The organism is Cryobacterium sp. Sr3 (genome assembly GCF_004402835.1).
GTDB lineage: Bacteria > Actinomycetota > Actinomycetes > Actinomycetales > Microbacteriaceae > Cryobacterium > Cryobacterium sandaracinum.
This window is the reverse complement of record NZ_SOFA01000026.1, coordinates 77878-94802: the sequence shown is the minus strand read 5'-3', so window position 1 is coordinate 94802 and position 16925 is coordinate 77878. Positions and strand designations below refer to the sequence as shown.

At 67.7% G+C, this 16925-nt stretch carries 15 protein-coding genes; 6 read left to right on the top strand and 9 right to left on the bottom strand.

From position 1 onward, the window contains the following. Positions 1 to 187: 187 nt before the first annotated feature. Complete coding sequence (locus tag E3N94_RS07440) at positions 188 to 817, bottom strand: RNA methyltransferase (RefSeq protein ID WP_104100100.1); 630 nt, start codon at positions 815 to 817, stop codon at positions 188 to 190. A 124-nt stretch (positions 818 to 941) separates the two neighbouring features. Here E3N94_RS07440 and E3N94_RS07435 point away from each other — a divergent pair, with 124 nt between their 5' ends. From E3N94_RS07435 to E3N94_RS07420, 4 genes are all read left to right on the top strand, one after another. After that, positions 942 to 1634 carry a VTT domain-containing protein gene (locus E3N94_RS07435; RefSeq protein WP_104100099.1) on the top strand — a complete coding sequence of 231 codons (693 nt, stop codon included), beginning with the start codon at positions 942 to 944 and terminating at the stop codon, positions 1632 to 1634. Positions 1635 to 2112: 478 nt separating this feature from the next. Next, positions 2113 to 3336 (top strand): Nramp family divalent metal transporter, encoded by a 1224-nt coding sequence (locus tag E3N94_RS07430; RefSeq protein WP_104100114.1) that lies wholly within the window; start codon positions 2113 to 2115, stop codon positions 3334 to 3336. Beyond that, a complete protein-coding gene (locus E3N94_RS07425) occupies positions 3336 to 3980 on the top strand; it encodes a metal-dependent transcriptional regulator (protein WP_134374776.1) in 645 nt (214 codons plus the stop codon). Before E3N94_RS07430 ends, E3N94_RS07425 begins: the two co-directional genes overlap by 1 nt. Positions 3981 to 4033: 53 nt before the next feature. Then, positions 4034 to 4834, top strand: coding sequence for an HAD-IIA family hydrolase (locus E3N94_RS07420; protein WP_104100098.1), 801 nt, complete (start codon positions 4034 to 4036; stop codon positions 4832 to 4834). A gap of 333 nt (positions 4835 to 5167) precedes the next feature. Here E3N94_RS07420 and E3N94_RS16525 read toward each other — a convergent pair whose 3' ends face one another. The 3 genes from E3N94_RS16525 to E3N94_RS17465 form a co-directional block, all read right to left on the bottom strand. Further along, positions 5168 to 6622 (bottom strand): hypothetical protein, encoded by a 1455-nt coding sequence (locus E3N94_RS16525; protein WP_166790079.1) that lies wholly within the window; start codon positions 6620 to 6622, stop codon positions 5168 to 5170. A 749-nt stretch (positions 6623 to 7371) separates the two neighbouring features. Beyond that, the gene (pyrE, locus tag E3N94_RS07405) at positions 7372 to 7920 is read right to left on the bottom strand and encodes an orotate phosphoribosyltransferase (RefSeq protein ID WP_134570018.1); all 549 of its coding nucleotides are present in this window, start codon (positions 7918 to 7920) and stop codon (positions 7372 to 7374) included. A 52-nt stretch (positions 7921 to 7972) separates the two neighbouring features. After that, the gene (locus E3N94_RS17465; RefSeq protein ID WP_255408580.1) at positions 7973 to 8095 is read right to left on the bottom strand and encodes a hypothetical protein; all 123 of its coding nucleotides are present in this window, start codon (positions 8093 to 8095) and stop codon (positions 7973 to 7975) included. 137 nt (positions 8096 to 8232) lie between these two features. Here E3N94_RS17465 and E3N94_RS07400 point away from each other — a divergent pair, with 137 nt between their 5' ends. After that, entirely contained in the window at positions 8233 to 9156 is a 924-nt protein-coding gene (locus E3N94_RS07400) for a LysR family transcriptional regulator (RefSeq protein ID WP_104100094.1), read from the top strand. On the opposite strand, the gene E3N94_RS07395 is transcribed toward E3N94_RS07400, so the two are convergent. The 5 genes from E3N94_RS07395 to E3N94_RS07375 form a co-directional block, all read right to left on the bottom strand. Continuing rightward, positions 9153 to 10652: a CoA-acylating methylmalonate-semialdehyde dehydrogenase gene (locus E3N94_RS07395; protein WP_134343165.1), complete on the bottom strand. Its 1500-nt coding sequence runs from the start codon at positions 10650 to 10652 to the stop codon at positions 9153 to 9155. The two genes, E3N94_RS07400 and E3N94_RS07395, sit on opposite strands and share 4 nt — an antisense overlap. Before the next feature lie 56 nt (positions 10653 to 10708). After that, positions 10709 to 12043, bottom strand: coding sequence for an aspartate aminotransferase family protein (locus E3N94_RS07390; RefSeq protein ID WP_233191270.1), 1335 nt, complete (start codon positions 12041 to 12043; stop codon positions 10709 to 10711). A gap of 106 nt (positions 12044 to 12149) precedes the next feature. Further along, complete coding sequence (locus E3N94_RS07385) at positions 12150 to 13166, bottom strand: TIGR03842 family LLM class F420-dependent oxidoreductase (RefSeq protein ID WP_104100092.1); 1017 nt, start codon at positions 13164 to 13166, stop codon at positions 12150 to 12152. Between the two features lie 12 nt (positions 13167 to 13178). After that, positions 13179 to 14615: a dihydropyrimidinase gene (gene hydA, locus E3N94_RS07380; protein ID WP_104100111.1), complete on the bottom strand. Its 1437-nt coding sequence runs from the start codon at positions 14613 to 14615 to the stop codon at positions 13179 to 13181. Between the two features lie 10 nt (positions 14616 to 14625). After that, positions 14626 to 15474 carry a nitrilase-related carbon-nitrogen hydrolase gene (locus tag E3N94_RS07375; RefSeq protein WP_134401165.1) on the bottom strand — a complete coding sequence of 283 codons (849 nt, stop codon included), beginning with the start codon at positions 15472 to 15474 and terminating at the stop codon, positions 14626 to 14628. 473 nt (positions 15475 to 15947) lie between these two features. Here E3N94_RS07375 and E3N94_RS07370 point away from each other — a divergent pair, with 473 nt between their 5' ends. Next, positions 15948 to 16733, top strand: coding sequence for a (S)-acetoin forming diacetyl reductase (locus E3N94_RS07370; RefSeq protein WP_104100090.1), 786 nt, complete (start codon positions 15948 to 15950; stop codon positions 16731 to 16733). Positions 16734 to 16925 lie beyond the last annotated feature (192 nt).

Below are 16925 nucleotides of genomic sequence, written 5' to 3'. Positions count from 1 at the left end.
TCGGCCTCCGCGATCGCCTCGAAATGCTCCCCGAGAGCCTCTTGCTCTTCAATAAATGAGGGCTTCATGACACACACGCTACGGGCACCCACCGACATTACCCGCGGCATCCGCCCACCTACACGCACCCTGTGGATAACCCGATCAGGCCCTGATTGTGGAGGGATCGGGGTGGTGAAACGCCCGCTCAGAACCGGTGCTGCAACACCCAGTTGTGCATGGTGACAGCCGCGGCGGCCGACGCGTTGAGCGAGCGGGTGGAGCCGAACTGGCTGATCTCGACGACGGCATCCGCTGCCTCGATCGCTTCGGGAGAGAGGCCGGGACCCTCCTGCCCGAACAGGAGCACGCAGCGCTCGGGGAAGCGGAAGGTTTCGATGATCACGCTGCCGGGCACGTTGTCGATGGCGATGATCGGCAAGGTCTCGGCGGCGGCCCACTCGACGAAGGACGCGACATCCGGGTGGTGCAGCACGTGCTGGTACCGGTCGGTGACCATGGCCCCGCGCTTGTTCCACCGCTTGCGCCCGATGATGTGCACCGTGTCGGCGGCGAACGCGTTGGCGCTGCGCACGATCGAGCCGATGTTCATGTCGTGCTGCCAGTTCTCGATGGCGACGTGAAACGGATGCCGCTTCTCGTCGAGGTCGGCGACGATCGCCGCCATACTCCAGTAGCGGTAGCGGTCGATCACGTTGCGCGTGTCGCCGCGCTCGAGCAGCTCGCGGTCGTAGAACGACTCCTCGGGCCACTCTCCGGCCCAGGGTCCGACGCCGTGGGTGGACAGTTCGGGCGTGGGGTTCTGCGGTTCTTGCACCGATCCACCGTATCCCGCCGGGCACCGCCGGGCGTGCCGGGCATGCCGGGCATGCCGTCGGGTATTCTGACGTGCAGGGTTCGCGTTTCGCCGGCTCGCACCCCGCCCGGAAGGAACCATCACCATGCATCCCACGCTCTTCGGTATCGACTTTCTCGACTCGGAGTGGCTGATCGGCTGGTTCGGTTCGTTCGTGCTCCTCGGCGTGGCCACCATCGTGTTCGTCGAGACGGCTTTCATCGTCTTGTCGTTCCTGCCCGGCGACTCGCTGCTCTTCACCGTGGGCCTGCTCACCGCCACCGGGGATGTGCCCTTTCCGATCTGGGTGACCTGCTTCGTCATCTTCATCGCCGCGTTCGCCGGTGACCAGGTCGCCTATTTAATCGGCCGCAAGTCCGGCCCCGCCGTCTTCACCCGCGAGCAGAACCGCCTGTTCAACCCGAAGAACGTGGAACGCACCAACGCGTTCTTCGCCAAGCACGGCGGCAAGGCCATCATCATCGCCCGCTTCCTGCCCGTGTTCCGCGCCTTCGTGCCTCTCGCCGCCGGTGTGGGACGGATGCACTACCGCACCTTCGTGTTCTTCAACCTGATCGGCGCCTTCGCCTGGGGTGTCGGAAGCACCCTGATGGGCTACCTGCTCGGCCAGATCGAGTTCGTGGCGACGTACTCCGAATTCTTCATCATCGGCATCGTGCTGCTCTCGGGCGTGCCGATCCTGTCCGAGCTCTACAAAGCCGGCCGCGAGAAGAAGCGCACCCGCGGCAAGGCCCCGGTCCCCGTCGCCACGATTCCCGAGGACCTGCGCGAGGAGTAACCGCCCAGTTCAGAGGCGGCCGCGTCTCGGCACAGGGTCAGCGCAGCGTCAGACCGGCCGGTGCCGGCATCCGTGAACGGGTCGATCGCCGCCGAGATCTGGTACTCCCCCGGCGGGAGCGCGGGCCGGTCGGGGCGGGATCGGGTGGGTGGCTTGGTCGGTGGTTCCGGCGGCGAGCGGCCCGGCGAGCGCTGCGGACATCGCGGCCCGGTGGGCGATCCGGCTCCACAGGGGTGCGTTTCCGGCCCTCGTCGAGGTAGCCGCTGAAGATGGCCCGCCGCACGTAGGCCTCGGCCCCACCGACCGTGAACCCGTTTCCTCCCTCTGCTTAGCTACTAAAACGTATGACCGCGCCGAAACGTTGGTGTGCCGGGCCGCCCACGCAGGCACTGATCTTTCGGCATGCCTAAATCTGCCCTATCCTTTCGGTGTGGCTAAAAACAACGTGCGCACGGATGCGAGGGGACCGGTCCCTGAGATCGCCACCGTGGCATCCTCTCACCTGCTCTGGTTGCTCGGCCCTGCCCTCGTCGCGGGCGTGGCCTACCTCGACCCCGGCAACGTCGCCAGCAATATGACGGCCGGTGCTCGCTACGGCTACCTGCTGGTCTGGGTGGTCGTGGCCGGCAACGTGATGGCCTGGCTGATCCAGTACCTCTCGGCCAAGCTCGGCATCGTAACCGGCACGAGCCTGCCGGAAATTCTCGGGGTACGTATTCGGCGCCCGCTCACCCGCCGCCTCTACTGGGTGCAGGCGGAACTGGTGGCCATGGCCACCGACCTGGCCGAGATCATCGGCGGCGCGGTCGCCCTGAACCTGCTCTTCGGCCTCCCCCTGCTTGCCGGCGGCGTGATCACCGGGGTCATCTCGATGATCGTGCTCACGGTGCAGACCCGGCGCGGCCCGCGCACCTTCGAACGCGTCATCGTGGCGCTGCTGCTCATCATCACCGTGGGCTTTGCGGCCGGGGTGTTCTTCGCTCCGCCGGATGCCGGCAGCGTCGTCGCCGGCCTCGTGCCGCGGTTCGAGGGCGCGAATTCGGTGCTCCTGGCCGCGTCCATCCTCGGCGCGACGATCATGCCGCACGCCATCTACGCCCACTCCGCGCTCACCCGGGACCGATTCCCCGTCGTGGCGGACGGCGCAGCAACGCGACGCCTGCTCTGGGCCACCAAATGGGACGTCACCATCGCGATGGCCATCGCCGGCACGGTGAACCTGTCGATCCTGCTGCTCGCGGCATCCGCTCTGCAGGGCGTCGCCGGGACCGACACGCTCGAGGGCGCCCACGCCGCCCTCGAGGCAACCCTCGGGCCCGTGATCGCGACGGTGTTCGCGGTCGGGCTGCTCGCCTCCGGGCTGGCGTCCACCTCGGTCGGAGCGTACGCGGGAGCGGAGATCATGCACGGCCTGTTGCACGTGCGCGTGCCGCTGCTGGCGCGTCGCGTGGTCACCCTCATTCCCGCGCTGCTGATCCTGGGCGTGGGTTTCGACCCGACCGAGGCCCTGGTGCTCAGCCAGGTCGTCCTGTCGTTCGGCATCCCGTTCGCGCTGATCCCCCTGGTCTGGCTCACCATGCAGCGCGGGGTGCTCGGCGAGCATGTCAACCGCTGGTACACGACGGTCGCCGGCGCCGTCTGCGCCCTGCTCCTGGTGGCCCTGAACGTGGTGCTGCTCGTGCTCGTGTTCACAGGGGCGTGATGAAACACCCCACACCCGCGGCCGAGGACTACCTCAAGACCATCTACGCGCACACCGAATGGCAGCCGAACCCGATCACGCCTTCGGTGCTGGCCGCGCGGCTGGGGGTGGCGCCGTCGTCGGTCACCGAGATGGTGAAGAAGCTCGCCGCCGGCGGCCTGATCGAGCACGTCCCCTACGGGCCGCTCACCCTGAGCCGGACCGGTTTCCTGCGGGCGACCGCGGTGGTGCGCCGGCACCGGTTGATCGAGACCTGGCTCGTGCGGGAAATGGGCTACGACTGGCACGAGGTGCACGACGAGGCGGAGGTGCTCGAGCACTCGATCTCGGACCGGCTGCTGGCGGCGATCGACGATCGGCTCGGGCATCCGTCGGCCGACCCGCACGGGGACCCGATCCCGGCCGAGGACGGCAGCCTGACCCGGCCGGACGCCATCCTGCTGGCGGAGGCCGCACCCGGCCACGTCGGGGCGGTCGTGCGCATCAGTGACCGCGACCCGGACATCCTGCGCGACCTTGCCGTGCACCGGGTCGGCCCGGGAATCCGGCTCACCGTTCTCGAACCCGGCGTGGTGCGGCTGCCGGGCGGCGGCATCTGTCGGCTGTCGTCTGCGGCGGCCCGATCGATCTGGCTCACCTCGTAACCGTCCGGAAACCTCGCGCCGCTAGGCTTATCCCCGAACCAAGGGAGCACCCAATGACACGCCGCGAAGACATCGAATGCTGGCTCACCGATATGGATGGCGTGCTCGTGCATGAAAACAGCCCGTTGCCGGGCGCGGCGCAGCTGCTGCAGCAGTGGAGCGACGCCGGCACGCCGTTCTTGGTGCTCACGAACAACTCGATCTTCACCCCCCGGGACCTCAGTGCCCGCCTGCGCGCCTCGGGCCTGAACGTGCCCGAAGACCGCATCTGGACCTCCGCGCTGGCGACGGCAGACTTCCTCCGCTCCCAGGCGCCCGGCGGCACCGCCTTCGTGATCGGCGAGGTCGGACTCACGACCGCCCTGCACGAGGCGGGTTTCATCATGACCGAGACGAACCCGGACTACGTGGTGGTCGGCGAAACCCGCAACTACTCGTTCGAGGCCATCACCAAGGCCATCCGTCTGCTCTTGAACGGTGCCCGCTTCATTTCGACGAACCCGGATGCGACCGGTCCCAGTGCGGACGGCCCCCTGCCCGCCACGGGTGCAATCTCGGCCCTGATCACCAAGGCCACCGGCATGGAGCCCTATGTGGTGGGCAAGCCGAACCCGATGATGTTCCGCTCAGCGATGAACAAGATCGGCGCGCACTCGGAGAACACGGCCATGATCGGTGATCGGATGGACACCGACATCATCGCCGGGATCGAGGCCGGGCTGCACACCATTCTCGTGATGAGCGGCATCAGTGACGACGCTGAGGTGCACCGCTACCCGTTCCGCCCGGACGAGATCCTCTCCGGCGTGCACGAGCTGGTCTCCAAGGAGCCCGTGGAGTCCGACGCGATCTAGGTTCCGCCGCTCCCATCGCAGCAGCGCTCTGCCGCACCCGTCGCCCCAGCACTTCTACCGCCGCGCCCGCCGCTCCTGCTCCCGCTCTCCCTCCCGCCAGGCCCTGACGAATTCGACGGAGATTTTGCGCCACCACCCCGGTTGCGACCCAGAACTGACCATTTTCGGCAAAATCTCCGTCGAATTCGTTCGAACATCGGGCATGGGGGGGGCGGCGGCGGATCCCGGTTGCACGGCTGGGGTTCCGCTGCGCTACAAGGCAGCCAGGCAGCCAGACAGCCAGACAGCCAGACAGCCAGACGGCAGACGTCGGTGACGGATGCTCCGGAACGCTTATGCGGCGGGTACCGGTCCGGGGCCCGCGATGCTCGCGTTCATCGGCTCGCCGGAGGCCCGGCTCACGAAGCAGTAGTAGGAGCGGCCGCCATCGGACCACTGTTCCTCGGTGATCGGGTAACTACCCTGCACCTGCACGTCGCCGTAGGCCGAGGCCGCGGCCAGGTCGATGACGCCGGTCGCGCTGCAGAGCAGGTTGATCTGCCCGGCCAGCTCGGCCTCGCCAGGGAAGGCTGTGGCGGCATCCCCGGCGAACACTCCGCGGTACACGAGCTGAGCCGCATGCGGGGTGGCACAGTCGGCGACCGTGAATTCCTCTTCCCAGGGTGTCACGTACGGCTGCAGGCATTCGCCGCCGAACAGGGTGTCCCACTGGTGCACGCCGACCGGCTGCGGGCCGGTGGCCTCGGGCGGCGCCGACGGCGCCACACTCGGGGTGGCGCTCGGGGCAGGTGTAGCGCTGGACGTGGCCACCGCAACAGGGGCAGCGTCGCCGCCGACCAGGCTCTGCCCGAGGAAGAACAGTGCCGCCAGCGCGAGCACGACCACCAGGCCGCCGACGCTCCAGATCAGAAGCCGGGGCCTGCCGGGGCGGCTGCCTCCGGGCGGGCGACCGGCCGAGGCCAGCCGCGCGGCATCGGCAACGGCGCCGGACGGCGCCGCGTCCACTGCGGAACGCCGGCCGTTCGCTGCGACCGGAGTGGCCACGCCCGACGAGGAGTTCGTACCCGACGCGGGGCGCGGGGATGCCGCACCGAACATATTGGTCGTACCCGACGCGGGCCGCGGAGTGGTGGCAGCAGCAGCACTCGCACCGGCGTGGATACCGGCCCCAGCCCCGGCTGGTGCAGGTTCGGGGGAAGCAGTGACGGCGGACGCGGGCGCGGCGGACGCGGACGTGGCTGACGCGGACGCGGACGTGGTGGACAGGTGGGCCGGCGTTGCGGCCAGTGGAGGTGGAGTCGGGGCGGCGGTGGGCGCGGAGCGGGCCGCGGCCGAGGCCTGCGCCGCCGTCTCGGCCAGCCGTGTACCTGCACGGGCATCCGGTGCGGGGAAGGCTGCCTCCGGCGCCGGGATGGCTGCCGCGGCTAACGGGGCACCTGGGGCGGCAACAACGGCCGCGGCTCCCGCCGCAACTCGGGCCCCGGCTCCAGCGATCCCGGCGGCGTCGCGGGCCTGGCCCGCGAGAGGGACCGGAGCCGACAGTGACGCGGCCAGTCGTGCGCGCAGACGGCCGCGGGCGGAGACCGGAGCCGGCAGCGCGGCCGGCTCGGGGTCGGGAGCAGGCGGCGTGCGCCCGGCCAGCAGATCGGCGGCCGCGACCTCCTCAGCGGTCAGCTCGAGCGGCGACTGCGTGAAGGTGGTCCACCACGGCGCCGGTGCGAGATCGGCTTTCTCCGAACGGATGCTGCCGCTCCGGTCAGGCTCGTCCGGCCCGTTCCCGCCGGGCATCGGCAGGGGCGCGGGAGCCTCGACGGGTGCCAGAGGTGCCGGTGCCGACGCGTCGGGCGCCCACGGGGCGGGCCCCGAAGCTGAGACCGAGCGTGTTTCGGCCGGCGTCAGTTCCGAAGCCGAGTCATCCGTGAGCGCGGCGGACGAAGACGCCGACCTGACAGCGGCCGAGGGCGCGAACGCGGCCGGCTGGAGCTCGGAAAACGCGGCCGCAGACGAGGACGCGGACGAAGCCGCCGCGACGGCAGCCGACTCAGCAGACGAAGCAGCCCCGGAAGCAGCGGCACCGACTGCAGAAGCAGCTCGCGGCGGGTTTGCGGGCGTCAGGACGAACAGGGCCGCGGTCGTGATCGGCACGGATCCGGTCACATTCGCTGGCGCTCCAGCCGAAGGCGTCGCTCCAGCCGAAGGCGTCGCTCCAGCCGAAGGCGTCGCTCCCGACGAAGGCACAGGAGCGGCAGGAGGCGCCGGAGCGGGACCAGCAGCGCCAGCCGCAGCAGCGGCGGCCCGAGCCGCGGCACCCTTGGCGAGTCGAGGGTCAGGCTGGGAGGTCGGCTTGAGCCCCCAGAGGAAGACGCCGGTATGGGTCGTCGGCTCGGCGGGTGCCGGTGGAACAATGCGGGAGGTTCTCGGCCACCGCGGCGACTGGCGGGGCGAATATTCGTCCGGCAGGGCCGGGCGCGCGCCGTCACCGAGCTGAGATGCCAGCCACTTCATTCCGTCCTCGCCGGGCACCTCATTTGTGGGCATTAGTTCAGCCCCAGGTCCTCAAGGCCGATCGCGGCGTAATAGGGGTAGCCCGCGGCTTCGATCACTTCGCGCGCGCCCGTGTTCCGGTCGACCACGACGGCGACGGCGGCGATGATCGCACCGACCTTGAGGAGCGCGTCGATCGCCGCCAGGGGCGAACCGCCCGTGGTGGACGTGTCTTCGAGCACGACGACGCGCTTGCCGGCGAGATCGGGTCCTTCGACCTGCTTGCCCCGGCCGTGGTCCTTGGGCTCCTTGCGCACGACGAAGGCGTCGTACACGGCTCCGCGTGCCACGCCCTGGTGCAGGATGGCCGCCGCCACCGGGTCGGCACCCATGGTCATGCCGCCGACCGCGGTGACATCCGGAATGTGCGCGATCAGGTCGAGCATGACCTGGCCGATCAGTGGGGCGACGCGATGGTCGAGGCTGACCTTGCGCAGGTCGACGTAATACGTCGCCTTCTTGCCGCTGGTCAAAGTGAAATCCCCGCGGAAAACGGCCTCGGCCGAGATGTGGGCGATGAGCTGCTGGCGTGTGTCCGTCACAGGACCAACTTTAGGCCATCGCCCGGTCGGTGAACCTGAAGCAGGCGTTGCTCTAGAAGATACGAACGAGCTTGCGCTCGGGAACGCGGCGGAATCCGTCCTTGTGCACGTCGACGACGACGGCAACGACGGAGGAGATGACGATGAGAACGAGAACGGCGAGAAGAACAAACACGGTCGTACCTTTCGGGAAATGGGGTTGAGTATCGGGGAGACGGAGGCACCATTGCTCGAGTTCGACGTATTCATTTCATCATCTTTGACTTTGCAGCACAATCACATAGTTCTGCACGGAGTGTGTAGCGTTACTACATGGATGTCCAACGACTCGAACTTCTCCGCGAACTGGCCGAGCGCCACAGCATCACTGAGGTTGCCCGCGCCACGCACCGCACGCCATCCGCTGTCTCGCAGCAGCTGAAAGTGCTCGAACGCGAGGCCGGCCTTCCGCTCACCGAGCGCAGCGGTCGCGGCCTCATTCTGACGGATGCCGGCCGCGCTCTGGCCCGCAGCGCGACGGATGTCGCGGTCGCCCTCGCCCGCGCCCGGGCGGTCTGGGACGAGTTCCGCAACGACGCCACGGGCGAGGTGAGCCTGGTCACCTTTCCGACCGCGGGCGAGATGCTGCTGCCGGGAGCGGTGAGAAGCATCGCCGCCGTGCCCGGACTCATCGTCAACTGCACCGACAAGGACCCGGAGCTGAGCGACTTCCCCGCGCTCACGGCGGAGTACGACATCGTGCTCGCCTACAGCCTGCGCGGCCAGCTTCCATGGGGCGGGCGCGGACTGACGGTGGTCCCGCTGATGACAGAGCCGCTCGACGTCGGGCTGCCGGCCGACCACCGGCTGGCCTCCCGGTCGTGGATCACCCCGGCGGACGTGATCGGCGAGACCTGGATCGGCGCACCGACCGGCTACCCGTTCGAGCGCATCCTGCACCAGATCGAGCAGAAGGCAGGGAGTCAGATCACCGTCGCCCAGCAGTTCGCCGACCTGCGGGTGATCGAAGCGTTCGTCGTGGCAGGCCTCGGCATCGCTCTGGTGCCCCGGTACACCTGGGGCGGCGACCAGCCGGGCCGCCTCGTGCTCAAGCCGCTCCGCGGGGTGGACGCCGAACGGCAAATCGTGGCGCTGATGCGCCCCGATCGGGCCGAGCGCCTCGCCGTGCGCACCGTTCTGGAGGTGCTCCGCACCGAGGCCGCCCGCGTGCAGGCCAAGCACGCCCTCATCCCCTAGGCGTTCTGTGGGAAGCCCAGGTTGATACCGCCGTGGCTCGGGTCCAGCCACCGGCTCGTGATGGCCTTCTCTCGGGTGTAGAAGGCGATCCCGGCCGGGCCGTAGGCCTTGGCGTCGCCGAACAGGGAGTCCTTCCAACCGCCGAACGAGTGGTAGGCCACGGGCACCGGGATCGGCACGTTGATGCCGACCATACCGACCTGCACCTCGTTCTGGAACCGCCTGGCCGCACCGCCGTCGTTGGTGAAGATGGCCGTGCCGTTGCCGTAGCGGCTGCGGTTGATCAGGTCGAGTCCCTCGGCGTAGCTGGCGACCCGCACGATGGAGAGCACCGGGCCGAAGATCTCGTCGAGGTAGACGTCCGAGTCCGTGCTGACCTTGTCGAAGAGGGTCGGACCGAGCCAGAATCCGCTCGCGTCACCGTCCACCTCGATACCGCGGCCGTCCACGACGACCTCGGCTCCGTCGGTCTGGGCGAGGTCGATGTAGGACGCCACCTTGTCGCGGTGTACCTTCGTGATCAGAGGTCCCATGTCGCATCCGCGCATGCCGTCGCCCACCTTGAGGCTCTTCAGCCGCGCGGTGATCTTCGCGACCAGGTCGTCAGCGACCGGTTCCACGGCCACCACCACGCTGATCGCCATGCAGCGCTCACCGGCCGAGCCGAAGCCGGCGTTGACCGCGGCATCCGCGGCCAGGTCCAGGTCTGCGTCTGGCAGCACGAGCATGTGGTTCTTCGCGCCGCCGAGGGCCTGCACGCGCTTGCCGTGATGGGCGGCCGTCTCGTAGATGTACTGCGCGATCGGCGTGGAGCCGACGAACGAGATCGCCTGCACGTCGGGGTGCACGAGCAGGGCGTCGACGGCTTCCTTGTCGCCGTGCAGGACGTTGAGCACACCGGCGGGCAGGCCGGCCTCGGTCATCAGGGCAGCCATCCAGTTCGACGCGGACGGGTCTTTCTCGCTCGGTTTGAGCACGACCGTGTTGCCGGCCGCGATGGCGATCGGGAAGAACCAGAGGGGCACCATGGCTGGGAAGTTGAACGGGCTGATGATGCCCACCACGCCGAGCGGCTGGCGCAGCGTGTAGACGTCGACGCCCGTGGACACGTTCTCGGAGTACTCGCCCTTGCTCAGGTGCGGCATGCCGAGCGCGAACTCGACGACCTCGAGGCCGCGCGCGATCTCGCCGAGCGCATCCGAGGTCACCTTGCCGTGTTCGGCGGTGAGGATGTCGGCCAGCTCGCCTTTGCGCGCGTTCAGCAGTTCGCGGAAGTTGAACATCACGCCCTGGCGCTTGGCTTGGGATGTGTCGCGCCAGAGCGGATAGGCAGCGTGGGCGGAGGCGACGGCGGTGTCGACGTCGGTGGCACTGGCCAGGATTACGTTCTTCGCGACGGCGCCGAGGGCGGGGTTGAAGACGGGCGCGGTGCGGGTCGAGGCTCCCCGGAGGGGAGCCCCGTCGACCCAGTGGGTGATGAGGGGCAGTTCGGTCATGGGCGTTCGTCTCTCTTCATTCTCTTCATCGAGTCGGGGTGAGGGTGCGCGGGGCGTCAGACAAGCCGGTCGAGGCTGAGGACCTCGTCGTAGATAGTGAGCGCCTCGGCGACCTCGGCGTCGGTGACGACGCAGGGCGGCACCACGTGGATGCGGTTCTCGGCCAGGAACGGCAGCAGGTTGCGGGCCAGCAGCTCCGATTTGATCCGGCCCATCACGGCGCCGCTGAGCGGCTGGCGGGTCTCCCGGTCGGAGACGAGTTCCATCGCCCAGAACACGCCGACCCCGCGCACCTCTCCGATGATCGGGTGCTTAGCCTGCAGCTCGGCGAGCCCGGGGGCGAGCACGTCGCGCCCGATCCGGGCGGCGTTCTCCACGATGCCCTCGTTCTTCATGGCGTCCAGGGCCGCCACGATCGACGCCATCGCCAGCGGATGTCCGCTGTAGGTGAGGCCACCGGGATAGACCGTGGTGTCGAAGTCGTGGGCGATGGGGTCGGAGATGATCACACCGCCGGTGGGCACATAACCGGAGTTGACGCCCTTCGCGAAAGTGATCAGGTCCGGCACCACGTCGAAGCCGTCGAACGCGAACCAGTTGCCGGTGCGGCCGAAGCCGGCCATCACCTCGTCGAGGATCAGCATGATGCCGTACCGGTCGCAGAGGGCCCGCACGCCGGCGAGGTAGCCGGGCGGCGGCACGAGCACGCCGGCGGTGCCGGGGATGGATTCCAGCAGCACGGCCGCGATGCCCGCGGGTCCCTCACTCTGGATCACGTGCTCGAGGTGGCGCAGGGCCCGCTCCGACTCCTGCTCGGGGCTGGTCGCCCAGAACTCGCTGCGGTAGAGGTAGGGGCCGAAGAAGTGCGCGTGCCCGCGGGCGAACTCATTCGGGATGCGGCGCCAGTCGCCGGTCGCGACGATGGCCGCGCCCGTGTTGCCGTGGTACGAGCGGTAGGTAGAGAGCACCTTGTCGCGGCCCGTGTGCAGGCGCGCCATGCGGATCGCGTTCTCGATCGCATCCGCCCCGCCGTTGGTGAAGAAGACCTTGTTGAAGCCCTCCGGCGCCCGTTCGACGATGCGCTGGGCGGCCTCGCCGCGGGTCAGGGTCGCCGTGGAGGGCGCCACCGTGGCGAGCCGACCGGCCTGCTCGATGATGGCCGCGGTGACGGCCGGATGCTGGTGGCCGATGTTCACGTTGACGAGCTGGCTGGAGAAGTCCAGATAGCTGCGCCCGTCATAATCCCAGACCCGGGAGCCCTGCCCGCCGGCGATCACCAGCGGCTTGAGGGCACCCTGGGCCGACCAGGAGTGGAAGACGTGCGCCCGGTCAAGGTCGTAGGCGAGCTCGTTGCGGCTGGCCGTGGCGCTTGGGGAAGTGATGTCATTCACAGATATCGATTTCTTTCTCTCTGCGTTGAGATGGTGAGGCCGTGGATCGCCCTCCTTCAGTGTGACCTCGATCGGCTTGAAGTCTGCACCATTCACCTGAATCGGGTCATTTCTTTGCCACGATGGGCTCGGTCATCGCCGGGATCACGGTCTCCCCGTAGACGCGCATCGTCTCTTCCTTGTTGTCGTGCTGCAGGTAGCCGGCGAACTGGTCGACGCCGATGGCGCGCAGGGCCTCGAGCTTTTCGATGTGGTCCTTCGCGGTGCCGAGCAGACAGAACCGGTCGACGATCTCGTCGGGCACGAACTCGGCGTGCGCGTTTCCGGCACGGCCGTGCTCGTTGTAGTCGTAATCCTGCCGGCCAATGATGTAGTCGGTGAGGGCCTTCGGCACATGAGATTCGGTGCCGTACTTGGCGACGATGTCGGCCACGTGATTGCCGACCATGCCGCCGAACCAGCGGCACTGGTTGCGCATGTGGCCCCAATTGTCGCCGATGTACATGGGCGCGGCCACGCAGAACTTGACCGCCATCGGGTCGCGGCCGGATTTCGCCGCGGCCTCCCGCACGGTCTTGATCATCCACTCGGCCACGTCGAGGTCGGCCATCTGCAGGATGAAACCGTCGCCGACCTCGCCCGCGAGCTTGAGCGCGAGGGGCCCGTAGGCCGCCACCCACACGTCAAGGGTGGAGCCGCGGCTCCACGGAAACTGCAGGGTCGCGCCGTTGTATTCGACCGACCGGGAGTTCGCGAGTTCCCGGATCACGTGCACCGACTCGCGCAGCGTCTTCAGGGTGGTGGGGGTTGCGTTGATGACCCGCACCGCCGAATCCCCGCGGCCGATGCCGCAGATGGTGCGGTTGCCGTACATCTCGTTCAGCGTCGCGTAGGTGGAGGCCGTGACCGTCCAGTCGCGGGTGCCCGGGTTGGTGACCATGGGTCCGACGATGATCCTGTCCGTCTCCGCGAGGATGCGGCTGTAGATGACGTAGGGCTCCTGCCAGAGCAGATGCGAGTCGAACGTCCAGACGTGGCTGAAGCCGTGCGCCTCGGCCAGTTTGGCCAATTGCACGGTGCGGGCGGATGGGGGGTTGGTCTGCAGCACTGCTCCGAAGTCCATCTGGGGTCCCGTCTAGATCAGGTACTGGCTCAGGCCGCGCTTGACGAACCGGCCGTCACCCTTGGAGCCGAGATAGGAGCTGTCGTCGATGATGACCTTGCCGCGGGACAGAACGGTGTCGACGTGACCGTCGATCTCGTAGCCTTCCCAGGCGGAGTGGTCCATGTTCATGTGGTGGGTCTTGCCATTCCCGTTGACGGGCAGGCCGATCGAGGTGTGGCCGTTCGGGTCGTAGATCACGATGTCGCCGTCGGCGCCCGGCTGGATGACCCCCTTTTTGCCGTACAGCCCGAACATCCGTGCCGGGGTGGTCGCGGTGATCTCCACCCAGCGTTCGAGCGAGATGCGGCCGTTGACGACGCCCTGGTAGAGCAGGTCCAGGCGGTGCTCGACCGAGCCGATGCCGTTCGGGATCTTCGAGAAGTCGCCGAGGCCCAGCTCTTTCTGCCCCTTCATGCAGAACGGGCAGTGGTCGGTGGAGACCATCTGGATGTCGTTGGTGCGTAGGCTCTGCCACAGGTGGTCCTGGTGGCCCTCGGCCTTCGAGCGCAGCGGCGTGGAACAGACCCACTTCGCGCCCTCGAACCCCGGTGCCCCGAGATTCTCCTCGAGCGACAGGTAGAGGTATTGCGGGCAGGTCTCACCGAACACGTTCTGGCCGTGGTCCCGGGCGGCGGCGATCTGCTCCACGGCCTGCTTGGCGCTCACGTGCACCACGTAGAGCGGCGCCCCGGTGAGGTTCGCGAGCATGATCGCTCGGTGCGTGGCCTCCTCCTCCAGCTGCCAGGCGCGCGCGACACCGTGGTAGTAGGGGTCGGTCTTGCCCTCTGCGAGCAGCTGCGTGACGAGCACGTCGATGGCCGGGCCGTTCTCGGCGTGCATCATGGTCATCAGCCCGGTCTCGGCGGACTTCTGCATGGCGCGCAGCACCTGGGCGTCATCCGAGTAGAAGACGCCGGGATAGGCCATGAACAGTTTGAAGCTGGAGATGCCCTCGTCCAGCAGCCCGTCCATCGCCTGCAGCGAGTCCTCGTTGAGGTCGCCGATGATCTGGTGGAACCCGTAGTCGATGGCGCAGTTTCCGGCCGCCTTCTCGTGCCAGGCCGCCAAACCGTCGAAGACCCGCTGGCCGTAGCTCTGCACCGCGAAGTCGACGATGGTGGTGGTGCCGCCCCAGGCCGCGGCCCGGGTGCCGGTCTCGAAGGTGTCGCTGGCCGCGGTGCCGCCGAACGGCAACTGCATATGCGTGTGCGCGTCGACGCCGCCGGGGATCACGTACTTGCCGGTGGCGTCGATCACACGGTCGACGGATGCGGCGAGGTCGTTCCCGAGGAGAGCCGAGCCAGGTGCCAGCACGGCGACGATGATCTCGCCGTCGATGAGGACATCCGCCTGCACCCGGCCGGTCGCGCTGACCACGGTGCCGTTCTGGATCAGGGTCGTCACGATGCGCCCCTGGCTACGGCCGGGCGATCGGGCCGTAGGAGTCGGGACGGCGGTCCCGGTAGAACTGCCACGAGTTGCGCACCTCTCGGATGACGCCCAGGTCGAGGTCGCGGATGACGACCTCCTCGGTGTCGGTGGAGGCCACCTCGCCGACGTAGTTGCCGCGCGGGTCGACGAAGTAGGAGCTGCCGTAGAAGGTGACGGCGTCGGCGCCGAACTCCTCGGTCTCGGTGCCGATGCGGTTGTTGGCGCCGATGTAGTACTGGTTGGCGACGGCGGCGGCCGGCTGCTCGAGCTCCCAGAGCCGGTTCGAGAGGCCGGGCTTGGTGGCTGAGGGGTTGAAGACAATCTCGGCGCCGTTCAGGCCAAGCACCCGCCAGCCCTCCGGGAAGTGCCGGTCGTAGCAGATGTAGACGCCGATCTTGCCGACCATGGTGTCGAAGACGGGGTAGTCGGCGTTTCCGGGGCGGAAGTAGAACTTCTCCCAGAACTGGGGCAGGTGGGGGATGTGGTGCTTGCGGTACTTGCCGAGGTAGGTGCCGTCGGCGTCGATCACGGCGGCCGTGTTGTAGAGCACGCCGGGCTGCTCCTCCTCGTAGACGGGGAGCACGATCACCATCGTGTGCTCGGCGGCGAGCTTCTGGAACCGCTCCACGAGTGGTCCCGGCACGCTCTGCGCGTAGTCGTAGTACGTGGAGTCCTGCACAATGCCGAAGTAGGGGCCGTGGAACAGCTCCTGGAAGCAGATCACCTGCACTCCCGCTTCGGCGGCGGTGCGCACGAATCCCTCGTGCTTCTTGATCATCGACTCCTGGTCGCCCGTCCACTCGGTCTGGGTGATTGCGGCCCGAACTACAGTCATCTTGTCTCCACATTCGCCAGTGACGGAACACCGTTGAGCCGAACGACAGCGTCCGGGCTTATTAGTCTTCGACGCAAACATTTGGTGCTGTTTTTCTGTGTGACTAACGCGTATATCATCCTGTCGAGCGAATCTGCCGGTGGCAAGGGTTCATGCAAACCGTTATCGTCGCGGTCGGGCACGGGGTCACTGGCCGACCGAATATCACTCGATCGCGCCTACAATGGGGGTAATGCCTCGTCTGCTGCTGGAGTTCTTAGACAACATCGACACAAAAAACGGGGATGTCTCAGATTCACCCCGAGAGGTTCACCCTCGGGGCAGCTCATCCGCCGCGACGACGCCGGAAATTCTCGGTGCGCGCCGCGCTGCTGGCGCCGTGCGTATCGGATCAGTAAAACTCCTGTCCTGCCTTGACATGACGTCATCGACTCGCCGGCAGGTTGCGAATAATCGAGATTGGAATCAATACCATGGCACGCACAGAAAACGGAAAAGTCGCACTCGTTACCGGTGGTGGACAGGGGATTGGTCAGGCCATTGCTGAGCGACTCCACGCTGACGGCTTCAAGGTCGCCATCGCCGACCTGAACCGTGCGACCGCAGGCGCAGTTGCCGAATCCCTGGGAGGCAAGGAGGGCGGAGCACTCGCACTGCACGTCGACGTCTCCGACCGAGACAGCGTGTTCGCCGCGGTCGAGCAGGCTGTCACGGAGCTCGGGGGCTTCGACGTCATCGTCAACAACGCCGGCATCGCCCCCACGTCTCCAATCGATGACATCACCCAGGAAAGCATCGCAAAAATATTCTCCATCAACTTCAACGGCGTGGTGTGGGGCATTCAGGCAGCCACCAAGGCGTTCAAAGAGCTCGGCCACGGTGGAAAGATCATCAGTGCTGCGTCCCAGGCCGGTCACGTCGGGAACCCCGGCATCGCGTTGTACTCGGCCACCAAGTTCGCCATTCGTGGCTTGTCCCAGACAGCCGCCAAGGACCTGGCCCAATTCGGCATCACGGTCAACACCTTCGCCCCCGGCATCGTGAAGACGCCCCTCATGGAGGAGCTCGCGAAAAAGGTGGCAGCCGACGCGGGCCAGTCGGAAGAGTGGGGCTGGGATCAGTTCACGAACGGCATCGCCCTCGCCCGCCTGTCCGAAGCGTCCGAGGTCGCGGGGGTCGTTTCGTTCCTGGCTGGCCCCGACTCCGGCTACATCACCGGACAGTCGATTCTGGTCGACGGCGGAATGGTCTTCAACTAAGCAGAGGACGAAACTGACTCTCACCGGCCCGGCGACTGGCCGCATTGAGTATCCCGGGCGCGCCGGACATCCGTCCCCCATCGCCCCGCTCGCCCGGGATGGGCCGCGCCGAAGTTCTGGCCTAGGCTGAACGAAGACCGCCGGTTGGCTCTGACCGGTTGAGCCGGCCCCGACTTGGGCGGCAGGTCGCCG

Coding starts and splice junctions, on each gene's coding strand:
- E3N94_RS07375 (WP_134401165.1), bottom strand. CDS start 15,474: ATGACTGTAGTTCGGGCCGCAATCACCCAGACCGAGTGGACGGGCGAC.
- E3N94_RS07420 (WP_104100098.1), top strand. CDS start 4,034: ATGACACGCCGCGAAGACATCGAATGCTGGCTCACCGATATGGATGGC.
- E3N94_RS07425 (WP_134374776.1), top strand. CDS start 3,336: ATGAAACACCCCACACCCGCGGCCGAGGACTACCTCAAGACCATCTAC.
- E3N94_RS07435 (WP_104100099.1), top strand. CDS start 942: ATGCATCCCACGCTCTTCGGTATCGACTTTCTCGACTCGGAGTGGCTG.
- E3N94_RS16525 (WP_166790079.1), bottom strand. CDS start 6,622: ATGCCCGGCGGGAACGGGCCGGACGAGCCTGACCGGAGCGGCAGCATC.
- E3N94_RS07395 (WP_134343165.1), bottom strand. CDS start 10,652: ATGACCGAACTGCCCCTCATCACCCACTGGGTCGACGGGGCTCCCCTC.
- E3N94_RS07385 (WP_104100092.1), bottom strand. CDS start 13,166: ATGGACTTCGGAGCAGTGCTGCAGACCAACCCCCCATCCGCCCGCACC.
- E3N94_RS07370 (WP_104100090.1), top strand. CDS start 15,948: ATGGCACGCACAGAAAACGGAAAAGTCGCACTCGTTACCGGTGGTGGA.
- E3N94_RS07400 (WP_104100094.1), top strand. CDS start 8,233: ATGGATGTCCAACGACTCGAACTTCTCCGCGAACTGGCCGAGCGCCAC.